The following is a 16702-nucleotide window of genomic DNA, read 5'->3' as shown; positions in this document are numbered from 1 at the left end:
GCAACCGGATTGAAATGAGGAGAATCACGCGATGAGCGCTTCCGAAACCACTACTGCCTTCAAACCGAAGAAGTCCGTGGCCCTGAGTGGCACCGCCGCTGGCAACACTGCCCTGTGCACCGTTGGCCGTACCGGTAATGACCTGCACTACCGTGGCTACGACATTCTCGATTTCGCCAACGCTTGTGAGTTCGAGGAAATCGCTCACCTGCTGGTTCACGGCAAGCTGCCGAACGTTGCTGAGCTGGCCGGCTACAAGGCCAAGTTGAAAGCTCTCCGCGGCCTGCCGGCCGGTGTCAAGGCTGCCCTTGAGCAGTTGCCGCCGTCCGCCCATCCGATGGATGTGATGCGTACCGCCGTCTCCGTGCTGGGTTGCCTGTCCCCGGAGAAGGACGATCACAACCATCCGGGCGCTCGTGACATCGCTGACAAGCTGATGGCCTGCCTGGGCTCCGCGCTGCTCTACTGGTATCACTTCAGCCACAACGGCAAGCGCATCGACGTCGAGACCGATGACGACTCCATCGGCGGTCACTTCCTGCACCTGCTGCATGGCGAGAAGCCGCGCGCCTCCTGGGTCCGTGCGATGCACACCTCGCTGATTCTCTACGCCGAGCACGAGTTCAACGCCTCCACTTTCACTTCTCGCGTGATCGCCGGCACCGGCTCCGACATGTTCTCCTGCATCACCGGCGCCATCGGTGCGCTGCGTGGGCCGAAGCATGGCGGTGCCAACGAGGTGGCCTTCGAGATCCAGAAACGCTACGACAACCCGGATGAGGCGGAAGCCGACATCCGCGCCCGCGTCGAGAAGAAGGAAGTGGTGATCGGTTTCGGCCACCCTGTCTACACCGTGTCCGATCCGCGCAACAAGGTGATCAAGGAAGTGGCTCGCGAGCTCTCCGCCGAGCAGAGCAACACCAAGATGTTCGACATCGCCGAGCGTCTGGAATCGACCATGTGGGAAATCAAGAAGATGTTCCCCAACCTCGACTGGTTCAGCGCCGTCAGCTACCACATGATGGGCGTGCCCACCGCCATGTTCACTCCGCTGTTCGTCATCGCCCGTACCTCGGGCTGGTCGTCCCACGTCATCGAGCAGCGCATCGACGGCAAGATCATCCGCCCGAGCGCCAACTATGTCGGCCCGGAAGACCTGAAGTTCGTGCCCCTCAAGGACCGTAAGTGATGAACAGCCAATACCGTAAGAGCCTGCCCGGTACGGCGCTCGACTACTTCGACACCCGCGAGGCGGTGGATGCCATCGCCCCCGGTGCCTACGCCACGCTGCCATACACCTCCCGCGTGTTGGCCGAGCAGTTGGTGCGCCGCTGCGATCCGGCCATGCTGACCGATTCGCTCAAGCAGCTGATCGAACGCAAGCGTGACCTCGACTTCCCCTGGTACCCGGCCCGCGTGGTCTGCCATGACATCCTCGGGCAGACCGCCCTGGTGGATCTGGCCGGCCTGCGCGATGCGATTGCCGAGCAGGGAGGTGATCCGTCCAAGGTCAACCCAGTAGTGCCGACCCAACTGATCGTCGATCACTCGCTGGCCGTGGAGTTCGGCGGTTCCGATCCGGACGCCTTCGAGAAGAACCGTGCCGTCGAAGAGCGCCGCAACGAGGACCGTTTCCACTTCATCGAGTGGACCAAGACCGCGTTCAAGAACGTCGACGTGATCCCGGCCGGCAACGGCATCATGCACCAGATCAACCTGGAGAAGATGAGCCCGGTGATCCAGGCGCGAGGTGGCGTTGCCTTCCCGGACACCTGCGTTGGCACTGACAGCCACACCCCGCATGTGGACGCTCTGGGTGTGATCGCCGTCGGCGTCGGCGGCCTGGAAGCGGAAACCGTGATGCTCGGCCGAGCGTCTATGATGCGCCTGCCCGACATCGTCGGCGTCAAGCTGACCGGCAAGCGCCAGCCCGGCATCACTGCCACCGATATCGTCCTGGCTCTGACCGAGTTCCTGCGCAAGGAGAAGGTGGTGGGCGCCTATGTCGAGTTCTTCGGCGAGGGTGCTGACAGCCTGTCCATCGGTGATCGCGCCACCATCTCCAACATGTGCCCGGAGTACGGCGCCACTGCGGCGATGTTCTACATCGACCAGCAGACTATCGACTACCTCAAGCTGACCGGTCGCGAGCCGGAGCAGGTGGAGCTGGTGGAGAACTACGCCCGGACCACGGGTCTGTGGGCCGACGCACTGGTCACCGCCGAGTATGAGCGCGTGCTGCAGTTCGACCTGTCCAGCGTGGTGCGCAACATGGCGGGTCCTTCCAACCCCCATCGTCGCCTGCCGACTTCCGCGCTCGCCGAGCGCGGCATCGCCGACGAAGCGAAGCTGGAGGCCGGCAAGGCTGAGGAAGCCGATGGCCTGATGCCGGATGGCGCGGTGATCATCGCTGCCATTACCAGCTGCACCAATACCTCCAACCCGCGCAACGTCGTGGCCGCCGGCCTGCTGGCGAAGAAGGCCAACGACCTCGGGCTGGTGAGCAAGCCTTGGGTGAAGACGTCCTTCGCGCCGGGCTCGAAGGTCGCCAAGCTGTACCTGGAGGAATCCGGTCTACTGCCGGAACTGGAGAAGCTCGGCTTCGGCATCGTCGCCTACGCCTGCACTACCTGCAACGGCATGTCCGGTGCGCTGGATCCGGTGATCCAGCAGGAAATCATCGACCGTGACCTTTATGCCACGGCCGTGCTGTCCGGCAACCGTAACTTCGACGGACGTATCCACCCCTATGCCAAGCAGGCTTTCCTGGCTTCGCCGCCGCTGGTGGTGGCCTACGCGATCGCCGGCACCGTGCGTTTCGACATCGAACAGGATGTGCTGGGCCATGACCAGGCTGGCAACCCTGTCACCCTGAAGGACCTATGGCCGAGCGACGAAGAGATCGACGCCATCGTCGCTGCCTCGGTGAAGCCCGAGCAGTTCAAGCAGATCTACATCCCGATGTTCGACCTCGGCACCGTGAAGGAAGCCGAAAGTCCGTTGTACGACTGGCGTCCGATGAGTACCTACATCCGCCGTCCGCCGTACTGGGAAGGCGCTCTGGCCGGTGAACGCACCCTTAAGGGCATGCGCCCCTTGGCTGTACTGCCGGACAACATCACCACTGACCACCTGTCGCCGTCCAATGCCATCCTCGCCAACTCGGCGGCTGGCGAGTACCTGGCGAAAATGGGGCTGCCGGAAGAGGACTTCAACTCCTACGCCACTCACCGTGGCGATCACCTCACCGCGCAACGCGCCACCTTCGCCAACCCGCAGCTGGTGAACGAAATGGCCGTGGTGGATGGTGAGGTGAAGAAGGGCTCCCTGGCCCGCGTTGAACCGGAAGGCAAGGTCATGCGCATGTGGGAAGCCATCGAGACCTACATGGATCGCAAGCAGCCGCTGATCATCATTGCCGGCGCCGACTACGGCCAGGGCTCTTCCCGTGACTGGGCAGCCAAGGGCGTGCGCCTGGCGGGTGTCGAGGCGATCGTGGCCGAAGGCTTCGAGCGTATCCACCGCACCAACCTGATCGGCATGGGCGTGCTGCCGCTGGAGTTCAAGCCGGGTGCCACCCGCAAGACCCTCGGCATCGACGGCACCGAGACCTTTGACGTGATCGGTGAGCGCAAGCCGCGTGCCGACCTGACCCTGGTCATCCGCCGTACCAATGGCGAATCCATCAAGGTCCCTGTGACTTGTCGCCTGGATACCGCCGAAGAGGTGTCGATCTACGAGGCTGGTGGTGTACTGCAGCGCTTCGCCCAGGACTTCCTTGAGTCCTCGTCGCAGAAAGCTGTCGGCTAGCCCATCTGTAGGCGCGAGCTTGCTCGCGAATGGCTCCCAGTGCGGGGGGTTATTCGCGGGCTAGCCCGCTCCTACCGTACCTACAGGACATGAGAATGGCCCACGTACCTCAAGTGAAAATCCCCGCCACCTACATTCGCGGTGGCACCAGCAAGGGTGTGTTCTTCCGCCTGCAGGACCTGCCCGAGCGCTGCCAGGTGCCGGGCGCGGCGCGCGATGCGCTGTTCATGCGCGTCATCGGCAGCCCTGATCCTTACTCCGCTCATATCGACGGGATGGGTGGGGCCACCTCCAGCACCAGCAAGTGTGTGATCCTGTCGAAGAGCAGCCAGCCGGATCACGACGTGGACTATCTCTACGGGCAGGTCTCCATCGACAAGGCCTTCGTCGACTGGAGCGGCAACTGCGGCAACCTCTCTACCGCCGCCGGAGCCTTCGCGCTGCATGCAGGGCTGGTGGATCCGGCGCGGATACCTGACAACGGCACCTGCGTGGTGCGCATCTGGCAGGCCAATATCCAGAAAACCATCATTGCCCATGTTCCGGTCACCAATGGCCAAATCCAGGAAACCGGCGACTTCGAGCTCGACGGTGTGACCTTCCCCGCGGCGGAAATCGTGCTGGAATTCCTCGATCCGTCCGACGACGGCGAGGAGGGTGGTTCCATGTTCCCGACCGGAAACCTGGTGGACGACCTGGAGGTGCCGGGTATCGGTACCCTCAAGGCGACCATGATTACTGCGGGTATCCCTACGGTGTTCGTCAATGCCGAGGCCATCGGCTACAGCGGCACGGAGTTGCGCGAAGACATCAACGGTAATCCTGAGGCACTGGCTCGGTTCGAGGCGATCCGGATTGCCGGGGCTTTGCGCATGGGGCTGATCAAGAGTGCGGAGGAGGCTGCGACCCGGCAGCACACGCCGAAGATCGCCTTTGTTGCACCGCCCAGGGATTACCTGTCTTCCAGTCGCAAGGAAGTGAAGGCTGGCGACGTCGACCTGCTGGTGCGCGCACTGTCCATGGGCAAGCTGCATCACGCCATGATGGGTACCGCAGCGGTAGCTATCGGGACCGCTGCTGCGATCCCCGGTACCCTGGTGAACCTCGCGGCCGGTGGCGGCGAGCGCAATGCGGTGCGTTTCGGGCATCCGTCGGGCACTCTGCGAGTTGGTGCCGAGGCCTGCCAGGTAGATGGTCAGTGGCAAGTCACCAAGGCCATCATGAGTCGTAGCGCCCGCGTGCTAATGGAAGGATGGGTACGAGTACCTGGCGATTCCTTCTAAAGCGGCAGTCGTGAAAAAGCCCGCCGAAGCGGGCTTTTCTTCCGGGATCGGCTTACTTGAGGCGTCGTTCGACACCTTTCTCCACCAGGATCTTGGCGGAAATCTCTTCTACCGAGAAATGCGTGGAGTTGATGAAGGTGATGTTCTCGCGGCGGAAGAGATTCTCCACCTCGCGCACCTCGAACTCGCACTGGGCGAAGCTGGCATAGCGGCTGTTCGGCTTGCGCTCGTTGCGGATGGCGGTAAGGCGGTCGGGGTCGATGGTCAGGCCGAAAAGCTTGTCCTTGTACTTCTTCAGGGCGGCAGGGAGCTGCAGTCGCTCCATGTCCTCTTCGGTAAGCGGATAATTTGCGGCACGAATTCCGTATTGCATTGCCATATAAAGGCAGGTCGGCGTCTTGCCGCAGCGGGATACCCCGACGAGGATCAGGTCGGCCTTGTCGTAGTAATGAGTGCGGGCGCCATCGTCATTGTCCAGGGCGAAGTTCACAGCTTCGATCCGCTCCATATAATTGGAGTGGTGACCGATGGAGTGGGATTTGCCGACCGAGTAGGACGAATGTGAGGTAAGTTCCTGTTCCAGCGGCGAAAGGAAGGTCGAGAAGATGTCGATCATGAAGCCGTTGGAAGTGGCCAGGATGTCGCGGATTTCCTGGTTTACGATAGTGTCGAAGATGATCGGACGGGCACCGTCTACATCCGCAGCCTTGTTGATTTGCTGTACCATGGCGCGCGCTTTTTCAACGCTGTCGATATAGGGCCGCGTGATCTTGTTGAAGGTGATGGTTTCGAACTGCGCCAGGAGGCTCTGGCCAAGGGTTTCCGCAGTGATACCGGTACCGTCGGAGATGAAGAAAGCGGTTCGTTTCATTTGCGCCAAAGGCCTTAAGTCGGGAACGATTCTTGGCTATGATAGGCCGCGTTTTTCGCCAGGCCCGAGCCGGTCGGCATTGTGACGTATTTTTCTGGACCAGCGCCAGAACGCTGCGGAGCTGTTCCGCATGAGCTTTTCCAACAAATAGTGGAGAGATCACCTTGGTAGAGTACGTAGTTTCCCTCGATAAGCTCGGCGTTCACGATGTTGAGCATGTGGGGGGCAAGAACGCATCCCTGGGCGAGATGATCAGCAATCTGGCTGGTGCCGGTGTTTCCGTTCCCGGTGGTTTCGCCACTACTGCCCAGGCCTACCGTGACTTCCTCGAGCAGAGCGGCCTGAACGATCGCATCCATGCGGCCCTCGACGCCCTGGACGTGGATGACGTCAACGCCCTCGCCAAGACCGGTGCGCAGATTCGCCAGTGGGTAATGGATGCCGAGTTCCCGACCCGCCTGGATGCGGAAATCCGCACCGCCTTCGCCGCCATGGCTGGCGACAATCACAACATGGCCGTGGCCGTGCGTTCCTCCGCCACCGCCGAGGACCTGCCCGACGCATCCTTTGCCGGCCAGCAGGAAACCTTCCTGAACATCCGTGGCGTGGACAACGTGATCCGTGCCGCCAAGGAGGTGTTCGCCTCCCTGTTCAACGATCGTGCCATCGCCTACCGCGTGCACCAGGGCTTCGACCACAAGCTGGTCGCCCTGTCCGCTGGCGTGCAGCGCATGGTCCGCTCGGAAACCGGCACTGCCGGCGTGATGTTCACCCTGGATACCGAATCCGGCTTCCGTGACGTGGTGTTCATCACCTCCGCCTACGGCCTCGGCGAGACCGTGGTACAGGGTGCCGTCAACCCTGACGAGTTCTACGTGCACAAAGCGACCCTGGAAGCTGGTCGTCCGGCCATCCTGCGCCGCAACCTGGGCAGCAAAGCGATCAAGATGGTCTATGGCGAGGAAGCCAAGGCTGGCAAGTCGGTGAAGACCGTGGACGTGGACCGCGCTGACCGCGCTCGCTTCTCCCTGTCCGACGCCGAAGTGACCGAACTGGCCAAACAGGCTCTGATCATCGAGAAACACTACGGCCGCCCGATGGACATCGAGTGGGCCAAAGACGGTGACGACGGCAAGCTGTACATCGTTCAGGCCCGTCCGGAAACCGTGAAGAGCCGCTCCAGCGCCACCGTAATGGAGCGCTACCTGCTCAAGGAAAAGGGCAAGGTCCTGGTGGAAGGTCGTGCCATCGGCCAGCGCATTGGCGCCGGCCAGGTCCGCGTGATCCACGACGTATCCGAGATGGACAAGGTTCAGCCGGGCGACGTACTCGTCTCCGACATGACCGACCCGGACTGGGAGCCCGTGATGAAGCGCGCCAGCGCTATCGTCACCAACCGTGGCGGTCGTACCTGTCACGCGGCGATCATCGCCCGCGAGCTCGGCATTCCGGCTGTAGTGGGTTGTGGCAATGCCACTCAGGTGCTTCAGGATGGCCAGGGCGTAACCGTTTCCTGCGCCGAGGGTGACACCGGCTTCATCTTCGAAGGCCAGCTGGGCTTCGATATTCGCACCAACTCCGTCGATGCCATGCCCGACCTGCCGTTCAAGATCATGATGAACGTCGGCAACCCGGATCGCGCCTTCGACTTCGCCCAGTTGCCCAACGAGGGTGTAGGTCTGGCACGTCTGGAATTCATCATCAACCGCATGATCGGCGTGCATCCAAAGGCGCTGCTGAACTTCGCCAGCCTGCCGGCGGAGATCAAGGAAAGCGTCGAGAAGCGCATCGCCGGTTACAACGATCCGGTCGGCTTCTACGTCGAGAAGCTCGTTGAAGGCATCAGCACCCTGGCCGCTGCCTTCTGGCCGAAAAAAGTCATCGTGCGCCTGTCGGACTTCAAGTCCAACGAATACGCCAACCTGATCGGCGGCAAGCTGTACGAGCCGGAAGAAGAGAACCCGATGCTGGGCTTCCGCGGTGCTTCCCGCTACATCAGCGAGTCCTTCCGTGACTGCTTCGAACTGGAATGCCGTGCGCTGAAGAAAGTGCGCAACGAGATGGGTCTGACCAACGTCGAGATCATGGTGCCCTTCGTGCGCACCCTGGGTGAGGGGAGCCAGGTGGTCGAGTTGCTGGCCAGCAATGGCCTGAAGCGCGGCGAGAATGGCCTGAAGGTCATCATGATGTGCGAGCTGCCATCCAACGCACTGCTGGCCGATGAGTTCCTGGAATTCTTCGATGGCTTCTCCATCGGCTCCAACGACCTGACTCAGCTGACCCTGGGCCTGGACCGTGACTCCGGCATCGTCGCTCATCTGTTCGACGAGCGTAATCCGGCGGTCAAGAAGCTGCTGGCCAATGCTATTGCCGCCTGCAACAAGGCTGGCAAGTACATCGGCATCTGCGGCCAGGGCCCCTCCGACCACCCGGACTTGGCCAAGTGGCTGATGGAGCAGGGTATCGAGAGCGTGTCTCTGAACCCTGACTCTGTACTGGATACCTGGTTCTTCCTGGCGGAAGGCCAGGCCTGATCCCTCGTAAGTCGAAACGAAAAGGGCGGGTTCGAAACCCGCCCTTTTTTGTGCAAGCAGCAATCATGCAAAGCAGTAGCGAACTCTTTCCCGTTGCGCTGATGAGCGCAGAACTCCGTGGCGACCTGACTGAAGATGTCTATCGCCTGAAGCCCGGCAACAGCCCCGACCCCAGCGTCGAATTGGTGCTGACGCGCCTTGGCCTCCTGGGGCAGGAGGATGTCCGGGGTGTGCCGGTCATACTGGTCCACGGCAGTTTTTCCAATCGCCGGTTCTGGTATTCGCCCAAGTGCCTGGGTCTTGGGCCATATCTAGTCCGTGCCGGCTTCGATGTGTGGATCGCCGAGATGCGCGGCCACGGCCTGTCGCCGCGCAACCAACAGTACCGACGTAACCGAGTGGCCGATTACGCGCGCTTTGATCTGCCCGCCATTGCCGCTTTCGTTCGCGAGCAATGTGGTCAGGTGCCGCACTGGATAGGCCATTCCCTGGGCGGCACGACCCTTGCCGCTGCCCTTGGTGGACACTATCTGGGCGAAGAGGACGTGGCGTCCGCCGCACTGTTCGGTAGTCAGGTCAGCCGCGTCTACTGGCCGCTGAAGATGCCGCCGGTGGAGTGGGGTGGTCGGTTGCTGCTCAAGCGCTTCGAAGTGCTGTCGGGCTCGCGTCTGAAGCGAGGTCCGGAAGACGAGCCTATCGGCCTTGCTCTGGAAAGCATGCGCTGGCACGGCCTGTTCGGCCGATTCGGGGACGACGAGCGGGATTGGTGGGCCGGGTTATCGGATGTGCGCATCCCTGTGTTGGGGGTGGCGGCCGCGGGTGACCAGCAGGACCCAGTCTGGGCGTGCCGCAAGCTGTTGGAGCAGGTGCCTCGGGAGTACCGCCATTTCCTGCGACTGGCCAAGGACGAAGGATTCAGCGACGACTTCGGTCACATCGAGATGCTGGTGAGCAAGGCTGCCGAGCGTGAGGTCTGGCCGCTGGTTGCCCATTGGTTGGAACGCCTGTCTTTGCCCGTGACAACGCCGACCGCTGAGGTCACGGCGCTCTAGTCCGCTGCCTGCCCGCAGTTTCCGGTTTCGGGTGTCGGGAGGCTGTGCTAAAGATGGCGGGAATCGCGGAGTGGCGGAGGCTCCATATTCGTGGCGCTGGAGTGGTTGATCAATCTGCAGGATGGTTATTGAGGCACGTTTCAGGTGTGCAGGCGGTCATAGTTGCTGAGCGTCGTTGATCAGCACTCGATCCTCGTGGAAAATCGCTGCCCGCGTCAGGGCGAGCCGCTGCATTCGGCCACTTTTCGCGGTGGCGCGCTGCGTTGTTCCAGGTATGGCGGCCTCTTCGACCTGGCCAGTGGTCGTCCAGTCAATGCGCCTTGCCCTCCGTTGTAGCGCGTGACGCCGACCTTTGACGGCGACCGCATCGGTCTCGATCTGTAACTGTTATCAAGGAGATTTCCATGCAATACGTTACCCCTGATCTGTGCGATGCCTATCCGGACCTGGTCCAGGTCGTCGAGCCAATGTTCAGTAACTTTGGCGGGCGCGATTCCTTCGGCGGCGAAATCGTCACCATCAAGTGCTTCGAGGACAACTCCCTGGTCAAGGAGCAGGTCGACCTGCCGGGTAAGGGCAAGGTGCTGGTGGTTGACGGCGGTGGCTCCCTACGTCGCGCTCTTTTGGGCGACATGCTTGCCGAGAAGGCCGCGAAGAACGGTTGGGAAGGCATCGTTGTCTACGGTTGCATCCGTGACGTCGACGTGATCGCTCAGACCGACCTGGGTGTCCAGGCCCTGGCCAGCCATCCGATGAAGACCGACAAGCGCGGCATCGGAGACCTGAATGTGGCGGTCACCTTTGGTGGTGTCACCTTCCGCCCGGGCGAGTATGTGTACGCGGACAATAACGGCATCATCATTTCGCCCAAGCCCCTGGAAATGCCGGCCTGATCGAGAGGGCCCGGCGGAAGCCGGGCTTTTTCTTCCAAGGAGACTGAATGTTCGAGGAGCAGAACGCCCAGTGGGGGCTAGTACATGCCTTTGTGCTGGACGGGAAGGGAGGCGCCGAGCCGATTTCACGGGAGGTGCTGGCAGAACTGAAACTGGCGCCCGCGCAAAGTCTCTGGTTGCACTGGGACCGTAGCCACCCCTTGGCGCGGCGTTGGCTGCGGGAGCAGAGCGGGCTATCCGAATTCGCCTGCGACCTGCTGCTGGAAGAAAGCACTCGGCCGCGCATGCTGGCCCTACCTGATGACGAGTTGCTGCTGTTCCTTCGTGGCGTGAACCTAAATCCAGGAGCCGTCCCCGAGGACATGGTGTCGGTGCGTATCTTTGCTGCGGCGCAGCGCATTGTCTCGCTACGCCTGCGACCCCTGCATGCCACGGATGAGCTTATCGAGCAGTGGGCAAAGGGTACTGGCCCGAGGGTGGCATCCGAGGTGCTGCTCTATCTGGCCGAGCATCTGACCGTGAAGATCGACTCGCTGGTGGCGGAGTTGTCCGAGACCATCGATGAGCAGGAAGAGCAGCTCGACAATAACGAACGCTTCCGCCCCGATCATGACCTGATGATGCAAATTCGTCGTCGCGCCGCCGGCCTCAAGCGATTTCTGTCTCCCCAGCGCGATATCTATGGCCAGTTGGTGCGCAGCAGGATGCCCTGGTTCGTCGATGACGACAGTGACTACTGGAACGAGTTGAACAACAGGCTGACTCGCTATCTGGAAGAGTTGGAGCTGATTCGCGAGCGTATCGGCCTGGTGCTGGAAAGCGAGAATCGCCGCCAGGGAGAACGGACCAGTCGGACCATGTACCTGCTTGGCATTACCACCGGTTTTTTCCTGCCGCTGAGCTTCATCACCGGCTTGCTGGGAATGAATGTAAGGGGAATTCCCGGAGACGAGACGTCTTATGGCTTCATCATTGCCTGCGTATTCATTCTCGGCATAGCAGGGTTCCAGATTTGGCTGTTTCGTCGTTTGCGCTGGCTTTGATGTGACCTGAGCCGACCCGGGCACGTCTAGCCGACATATCCACGCGAGGTGCGCATGCACGATCCGTTTGAAGAATCCCTGCGGGACCTGCTCAAGGCGTCTCCGCAGCCCGATCATGATGATGACGCTACCCTGGGCCGCGTGCTCAAGACTGCCAATCGTCAGGTGGGGGCGGGGGACCTGTTCAGCCTCATGGGTCACTGGCTCGACGCCATGATGATCGCCCTCAACAATGGTTCGCCCCACTTGGCGCCTGTTTCGCGCCGCAACGCTTCTGTCCGTTCTGAAGATAAGGCTGATTGAACATGGAATTCGACCCCTGGACTCAAGGTCTCGTTAACGCCATGACCTCGGTATGGACGCCGGTAGCGGGCTTCATCCCGCGCCTGTTCGGCGCGCTGGTCGTGGTTCTGCTGGGCTTCGTGGTGGCCAAGCTGCTGGATACCCTTCTGTCCAAACTGCTGGCCAAGTTGGGTCTGGATCGCCTGATGGGGGGCACCGGTCTGACCAAGATGCTGGCCCGTGCCGGGATTCAGGTGCCGGTTTCCACCTTGATTGGCAAGATCGTCTACTGGTTCGTACTGCTGATCTTCCTGGTATCCGCGGCCGAATCCCTGGGGCTGGACCGCGTTTCAGCGACCCTCGATGTGCTGGCTCTCTATTTGCCCAAGGTGCTGGGCGCGGCGCTCGTGCTGCTCGCAGGGGTGCTGCTGGCGCAACTGGTCAGCGGGCTGGTGCGTGGCGCGGCTGAGGGCGTTGGCCTGGAGTACGCCCATGGTCTGGGCAGACTTGCCCAGGGCCTGGTCATCATCATCAGCATCTCCGTGGCCATTGGCCAACTGGAGGTCAAGACCGAACTGCTGAACAACGTTATCGCGATCGTGCTGATCTCCATCGGCCTGGCAGCAGCGCTGGCACTGGGTCTTGGCAGTCGCGAGATCGCCGGGCAGATCCTTGCAGGAATCTATGTGAGGGAGCTTTATCAGGTTGGGCAACAAGTGAAGGTTGGCGATGTCGAAGGGCAGATCGAGGAGATCGGCACGGTGAAGACCCTGCTGCTCACCGAGGAAGGTGAGCTGGTATCGGTGTCTAACCGTACTTTGCTCGATCAACGGGTAACCAGCCGCTAACACGACGGCATTTCCCTGCTAATGTATGCCGCCAGACAAGGTGCGTGGTTCTCTGCGCCCCGGCGGCTTTTGACCTGACTGTCGGCCCGACCCGTTTTGAACAAGCCCCAATCGCTTTCTTTGCGCTATGACCCACGCGAGCTCTCCGATGAAGAGCTGGTGGAGCGTGCGCATGTCGAGCTGTTCCATGTCACCCGCGCCTATGAAGAACTGATGCGGCGTTATCAGCGCACGTTGTTCAACGTCTGTGCCCGATATTTAGGGAACGACCGTGATGCGGACGATGTCTGCCAGGAAGTGATGCTCAAGGTGCTCTATGGTTTGAAGAACTTCGAAGGCAAGTCGAAGTTCAAGACATGGCTATATAGCATCACGTACAACGAGTGCATTACTCAGTATCGGAAAGAGCGTCGAAAACGACGTTTGCTAGATGCACTGAGTCTGGATCCCCTTGAAGAAGCCTCGGATGAGAAGTCGCCCAAGGTCGAGGAGAGAGGGGGGCTCGAGCGATGGCTGGTACATGTCAATCCCATCGACAGGGAGATTCTTGTGCTACGTTTTGTCGCAGAGCTGGAGTTCCAAGAGATCGCAGACATTATGCATATGGGCTTGAGTGCGACAAAAATGCGCTACAAGCGTGCGCTGGATCGCCTTCGCGAAAAATTTTCCGGACTCTCTGAAACTTAGTTCGGGAAAAATTATCTCTTATGGGCCGGCGTGTTCTGCTAGACTTGCCGCCCAAGTTGTCTGGAGATTGTTCGACAACTTACTGACCACCAAGATGGGGATTTACGGATGAAACTGAAAAACACCTTAGGCGTAGCCGTTGGCTCTCTTGTTGCCGCCTTTTCGCTGAACGCGCTGGCTCAGGGCCAAGGCGCAGTTGAGGTGGAAGCTTTCGGTAAGCGTTACTTCACCGACAGTTCTCGCGATCTCGAGAACGGCAACCTGTACGGCGGCTCGGTAGGCTACTACCTGACCGACGACGTCTCCCTGGCTCTGTCGTACGGCGAATACCACGACATGACCTCCGAAGACGCTTTCGGTACCGACGGCCACAAAGATATCAAGGGCAACCTGGCTTCCCTCGATGCCATCTACCACTTCGGCACCCCGGGTGTTGGCCTGCGTCCGTACGTTTCTGCCGGCTTCGCCCATCAGAACATCAGCAACATCCCGCCGCGTACCGGTCGTGACCACAGCACCTTCGCCAACGTTGGTACCGGTCTGAAGTACTACTTCACCGAGAACTTCTTCGCCAAGGCTAGCCTGGACGGCATGTACAACCTGGACGCCCAGGAATCCGAGTGGATGGCTGGCGTAGGTGTTGGCGTGAACTTCGGCGGTTCCACCAAGCAAGCCGAGCCGGCTCCGGCCCCGGTTGCTGAAGTGTGCGCTGACAGCGACAACGACGGCGTGTGCGACAACGTCGACAAGTGCCCGGACACCCCGGCCAACGTCACCGTTGACGCTGATGGCTGCCCGGCTGTTGCCGAAGTCGTACGTGTTGAGCTGGACGTGAAGTTCGACTTCGACAAGTCCAAGGTGAAAGAAGAAAGCTACGGCGACATCAAGAACCTGGCTGACTTCATGAACCAGTACCCGGCTACCACCACCACCGTTGAAGGCCACACCGACTCCGTCGGTACCGACGCCTACAACCAGAAGCTGTCCGAGCGTCGTGCTAACGCCGTTCGTGAAGTGCTGGTTGACCAGTACGGTGTAGGTAGCGAGCGAGTCAACGCTGTTGGCTACGGCGAAACCCGCCCGGTTGCTGACAACGCCACTGCTGACGGCCGCGCTGTTAACCGCCGCGTAGAAGCCGAAGTAGAAGCCCAGGCCAAGTAATTGGTTTGAGCGGTAAGAAAAACCCGGCTCAGGCCGGGTTTTTCTTTGCCCGGAGAAAAGTGCCGGAAGAAGTCGGCAATTTCGAGCGCCGCCGTTTGGTGCCAGGCACAGCCTGCTTTCTGTACGCGCGAATTCATTCGCGAAGGGCCGCTAGCGGCCCGTGATCCCGTATCGCGAGTTCGCTCCTGCGTCCACGCCCATAAAAAAGCCCGACATCGCCGGGCAAGCACTACTTCGCAGGAGCGAAGATAGATTCAGGCGCTTTGCGCCAGAGGGAGGGCTGCCTGTGCTGTTGCGACTTCCCCGATGACCAGGATCGCCGGACTTTTGAGCTCAAAGGCTTTGGCGTCCTCCTGCATGTGCGCGAGTGTGCTGCGGCATTCACGTTGCCAGGGTAGTGAGGCGTTTTCGATCATCGCCACGGGCATTGCGCCGGGCATGCCGCCCTCCAGCAGCCCTTGATGGATATCCCCCAACTTGGCCACCCCCATATAGACCACCAGGGTGGTACCTGACTGCGCCAGGGCTTTCCAGTTGAGGGTGCTGTCGTCCTGGGTATGGGCGGTGACCAGGGTCACGCCGCGGCTGATTCCGCGCAGGGTCAGGGGAATGCCGCAGTTGGTGGCGCCAGCCAGCCCGGCGGTGATGCCATTGACCAGTTCGCTTTCAACGCCACGCTCAGCCAGCCAGTCGGCCTCTTCGCCACCGCGACCGAAAATGCACGGGTCGCCACCTTTCAGTCGTACCACGCATTTGCCCTGGCGCGCATAACGCAGCATCAGACGATGGATGAACTCCTGTGGGGTCGAGCGGCAGCCGCCGCGTTTGCCGACCCGGACTACCTGGGCTCGCGGGCTGTGCTCCAGCACGGCCGGATTGACCAGGTCGTCGATCATTACCACATCAGCCTGATTCAATGCCTTTACCGCTTTCAGGGTGAGGAGTTCCGGGTCGCCGGGGCCCGCGCCTACCAGCCAGACTTTGCCGTTCATTGGGGTTCTCCAGTGCGCTAGACGCGCCGCAAATGATTCAGGTCCACGCCAGCACTTCGTCGGAAGCCAGCTCTATCTGCCACTCATGCAAGGGGCACGCGCCGGGCATGCCGTGTGTCTGCCCTGGGTGTGGTATATCGCCGGCGCTGAACATCTCGATACCGGCAACCTTGAGCCGAGTACCGGTGTGGGAACCCGGGTAGCGAGCGAAGCCGAGCATGGCCAGGTGATTGGCGCACACCTTGGCTTGCTCCATCAGTGGAGCAACCAACCCGTAGGAGATGCCCCGGTGGTTCGCGCACTCGCCAATGGCATAAATGCGTGGGTCGTAGGTCTGCAGGGTGTCGTCGACCAGGATGCCGTGATTGCAGGGCAGGCCGGCCCGTTCGGCCAGCTCGGTGTTGGGCGTGATTCCGGCGGCCATTACCACCAGGTCGGCGGTTATGATCTCGCCGCCGGCCAGCTGTACTGCGCAGACGCGGCCGTCACCGTTGTCGATCAGCTCTTCGGTATTGGTGCCCAGGCGGAAACGGATGCCACGGGCCTGCAGGGCGCGTAGTAGCTTGTCGCCGGAAGGCTGGTCGAGCTGTTTTTCCAGCAGCCAATTCGGCAGGTGCACGACGGTAACGTCCATGCCGCGTTGCTTGAGGCCATTGGCTGCTTCCAGGCCAAGCAGGCCGCCACCGATCACCACGGCGTGGCTATGGGTGCGGGTTGTTTCGATCATCGCTCGAGCGCCGGCGATATCGCGGTAGCCAATTACACCCTGCAGGCGATTGCCGGGTATGGACAGGCGACTCGGCGTCGAACCGGTGGCGATGACAAGACGGTCGTAGTCGGCGCGGGTGCCATCTTCGGCAATCACCTGGCGTCGCTGGCGATCGATCTTCACTACCTTGCGATTCAGTAGCAGCTCGATGCCATTCTCAACGTACCAGTCCAGGTCGTTGAGGATGATGTTCTCGAAGGACTGCTCGCCGGCCAGTACCGGGGATAGCAGAGTGCGGTTGTAGTTCGGGTGGGGTTCGGCGCCGAACACGGTGATCCGGTAGTGCTCAGGTGCCAGTCTCAGCAGTTCTTCGAGAGTACGCACTCCGGCCATGCCGTTTCCGATCACCACCAGCTTGGATGTCTTCATGCCAGGACACTCCTGCACAAACGTCGAGCAAACAAAAAAGGCGTCCCGCTGTTGCCAGCAGGACGCCTTTGTCCAAGTCCCGTTCTATCGGGAAAGTGCCGTCTCGTC

Annotated in this window: 13 protein-coding genes and 1 pseudogene; 11 read left to right on the top strand and 3 right to left on the bottom strand. The window is 61.1% G+C overall.

The window, feature by feature from the left end; translation table 11 throughout:
• Positions 1 to 31: 31 nt before the first annotated feature.
• From prpC to prpF, 3 genes are all read left to right on the top strand, one after another.
• Entirely contained in the window at positions 32 to 1189 is a 1158-nt protein-coding gene (gene prpC, locus E8E75_RS14790; protein ID WP_120650222.1) for a 2-methylcitrate synthase, read from the top strand.
• The gene (gene acnD / locus E8E75_RS14785) at positions 1189 to 3810 is read left to right on the top strand and encodes a Fe/S-dependent 2-methylisocitrate dehydratase AcnD (RefSeq protein WP_120650224.1); all 2622 of its coding nucleotides are present in this window, start codon (positions 1189 to 1191) and stop codon (positions 3808 to 3810) included. Before prpC ends, acnD begins: the two co-directional genes overlap by 1 nt.
• Before the next feature lie 95 nt (positions 3811 to 3905).
• Positions 3906 to 5093, top strand: a complete 1188-nt coding sequence (gene prpF / locus E8E75_RS14780; protein ID WP_153917201.1) for a 2-methylaconitate cis-trans isomerase PrpF — start codon at positions 3906 to 3908, stop codon at positions 5091 to 5093.
• 52 nt (positions 5094 to 5145) lie between these two features.
• Here prpF and E8E75_RS14775 read toward each other — a convergent pair whose 3' ends face one another.
• Positions 5146 to 5964 carry a pyruvate, water dikinase regulatory protein gene (locus tag E8E75_RS14775; protein WP_120650228.1) on the bottom strand — a complete coding sequence of 273 codons (819 nt, stop codon included), beginning with the start codon at positions 5962 to 5964 and terminating at the stop codon, positions 5146 to 5148.
• Between the two features lie 164 nt (positions 5965 to 6128).
• On the opposite strand from E8E75_RS14775, the gene ppsA reads away from it, so the two are divergent.
• The 8 genes from ppsA to E8E75_RS14735 all read left to right on the top strand — a co-directional run bounded on the left by ppsA (position 6129) and on the right by E8E75_RS14735 (position 14464).
• Positions 6129 to 8498, top strand: coding sequence for a phosphoenolpyruvate synthase (ppsA, locus tag E8E75_RS14770; protein WP_120650230.1), 2370 nt, complete (start codon positions 6129 to 6131; stop codon positions 8496 to 8498).
• A gap of 65 nt (positions 8499 to 8563) precedes the next feature.
• Positions 8564 to 9550 carry an alpha/beta fold hydrolase gene (locus tag E8E75_RS14765; protein ID WP_120650231.1) on the top strand — a complete coding sequence of 329 codons (987 nt, stop codon included), beginning with the start codon at positions 8564 to 8566 and terminating at the stop codon, positions 9548 to 9550.
• Between the two features lie 404 nt (positions 9551 to 9954).
• A complete protein-coding gene (gene rraA, locus E8E75_RS14760) occupies positions 9955 to 10443 on the top strand; it encodes a ribonuclease E activity regulator RraA (protein ID WP_120650233.1) in 489 nt (162 codons plus the stop codon).
• A 47-nt stretch (positions 10444 to 10490) separates the two neighbouring features.
• Positions 10491 to 11486, top strand: a complete 996-nt coding sequence (locus tag E8E75_RS14755) for a zinc transporter ZntB (RefSeq protein WP_153917197.1) — start codon at positions 10491 to 10493, stop codon at positions 11484 to 11486.
• Between the two features lie 48 nt (positions 11487 to 11534).
• Positions 11535 to 11789, top strand: coding sequence for a CrfX protein (locus tag E8E75_RS14750; protein ID WP_174235567.1), 255 nt, complete (start codon positions 11535 to 11537; stop codon positions 11787 to 11789).
• 2 nt (positions 11790 to 11791) lie between these two features.
• Positions 11792 to 12616 carry a mechanosensitive ion channel domain-containing protein gene (locus E8E75_RS14745; protein WP_120650239.1) on the top strand — a complete coding sequence of 275 codons (825 nt, stop codon included), beginning with the start codon at positions 11792 to 11794 and terminating at the stop codon, positions 12614 to 12616.
• A gap of 96 nt (positions 12617 to 12712) precedes the next feature.
• Positions 12713 to 13303, top strand: coding sequence for an RNA polymerase sigma factor SigX (gene sigX / locus E8E75_RS14740; RefSeq protein WP_120650241.1), 591 nt, complete (start codon positions 12713 to 12715; stop codon positions 13301 to 13303).
• Positions 13304 to 13411: 108 nt separating this feature from the next.
• Positions 13412 to 14464 (top strand): OmpA family protein, encoded by a 1053-nt coding sequence (locus E8E75_RS14735; protein WP_120650243.1) that lies wholly within the window; start codon positions 13412 to 13414, stop codon positions 14462 to 14464.
• A 254-nt stretch (positions 14465 to 14718) separates the two neighbouring features.
• On the opposite strand, the gene cobA is transcribed toward E8E75_RS14735, so the two are convergent.
• Together cobA and E8E75_RS14725 are read right to left on the bottom strand one after the other, a co-directional pair.
• Positions 14719 to 15456 carry a uroporphyrinogen-III C-methyltransferase gene (gene cobA, locus E8E75_RS14730; RefSeq protein WP_153917195.1) on the bottom strand — a complete coding sequence of 246 codons (738 nt, stop codon included), beginning with the start codon at positions 15454 to 15456 and terminating at the stop codon, positions 14719 to 14721.
• Positions 15457 to 15592: 136 nt separating this feature from the next.
• A pseudogene (locus tag E8E75_RS14725) lies at positions 15593 to 16594 on the bottom strand (FAD-dependent oxidoreductase); the annotation flags it as partial.
• Positions 16595 to 16702 lie beyond the last annotated feature (108 nt).

This window comes from Pseudomonas sp. BN606, from assembly GCF_029873115.1.
Classification (GTDB): domain Bacteria; phylum Pseudomonadota; class Gammaproteobacteria; order Pseudomonadales; family Pseudomonadaceae; genus Metapseudomonas.
This window is presented reverse-complemented; position numbering and strand designations above follow the sequence as displayed.

Bases quoted from the DNA above. Each gene is read 5' to 3' on its own strand.
- E8E75_RS14765 (WP_120650231.1), top strand. From the start codon at position 8,564: ATGCAAAGCAGTAGCGAACTCTTTCCCGTTGCGCTGATGAGCGCAGAA.
- E8E75_RS14745 (WP_120650239.1), top strand. From the start codon at position 11,792: ATGGAATTCGACCCCTGGACTCAAGGTCTCGTTAACGCCATGACCTCG.
- E8E75_RS14735 (WP_120650243.1), top strand. From the start codon at position 13,412: ATGAAACTGAAAAACACCTTAGGCGTAGCCGTTGGCTCTCTTGTTGCC.
- prpC (WP_120650222.1), top strand. From the start codon at position 32: ATGAGCGCTTCCGAAACCACTACTGCCTTCAAACCGAAGAAGTCCGTG.
- E8E75_RS14775 (WP_120650228.1), bottom strand. From the start codon at position 5,964: ATGAAACGAACCGCTTTCTTCATCTCCGACGGTACCGGTATCACTGCG.
- E8E75_RS14755 (WP_153917197.1), top strand. From the start codon at position 10,491: ATGTTCGAGGAGCAGAACGCCCAGTGGGGGCTAGTACATGCCTTTGTG.
- acnD (WP_120650224.1), top strand. From the start codon at position 1,189: ATGAACAGCCAATACCGTAAGAGCCTGCCCGGTACGGCGCTCGACTAC.
- rraA (WP_120650233.1), top strand. From the start codon at position 9,955: ATGCAATACGTTACCCCTGATCTGTGCGATGCCTATCCGGACCTGGTC.
- prpF (WP_153917201.1), top strand. From the start codon at position 3,906: ATGGCCCACGTACCTCAAGTGAAAATCCCCGCCACCTACATTCGCGGT.
- cobA (WP_153917195.1), bottom strand. From the start codon at position 15,456: ATGAACGGCAAAGTCTGGCTGGTAGGCGCGGGCCCCGGCGACCCGGAA.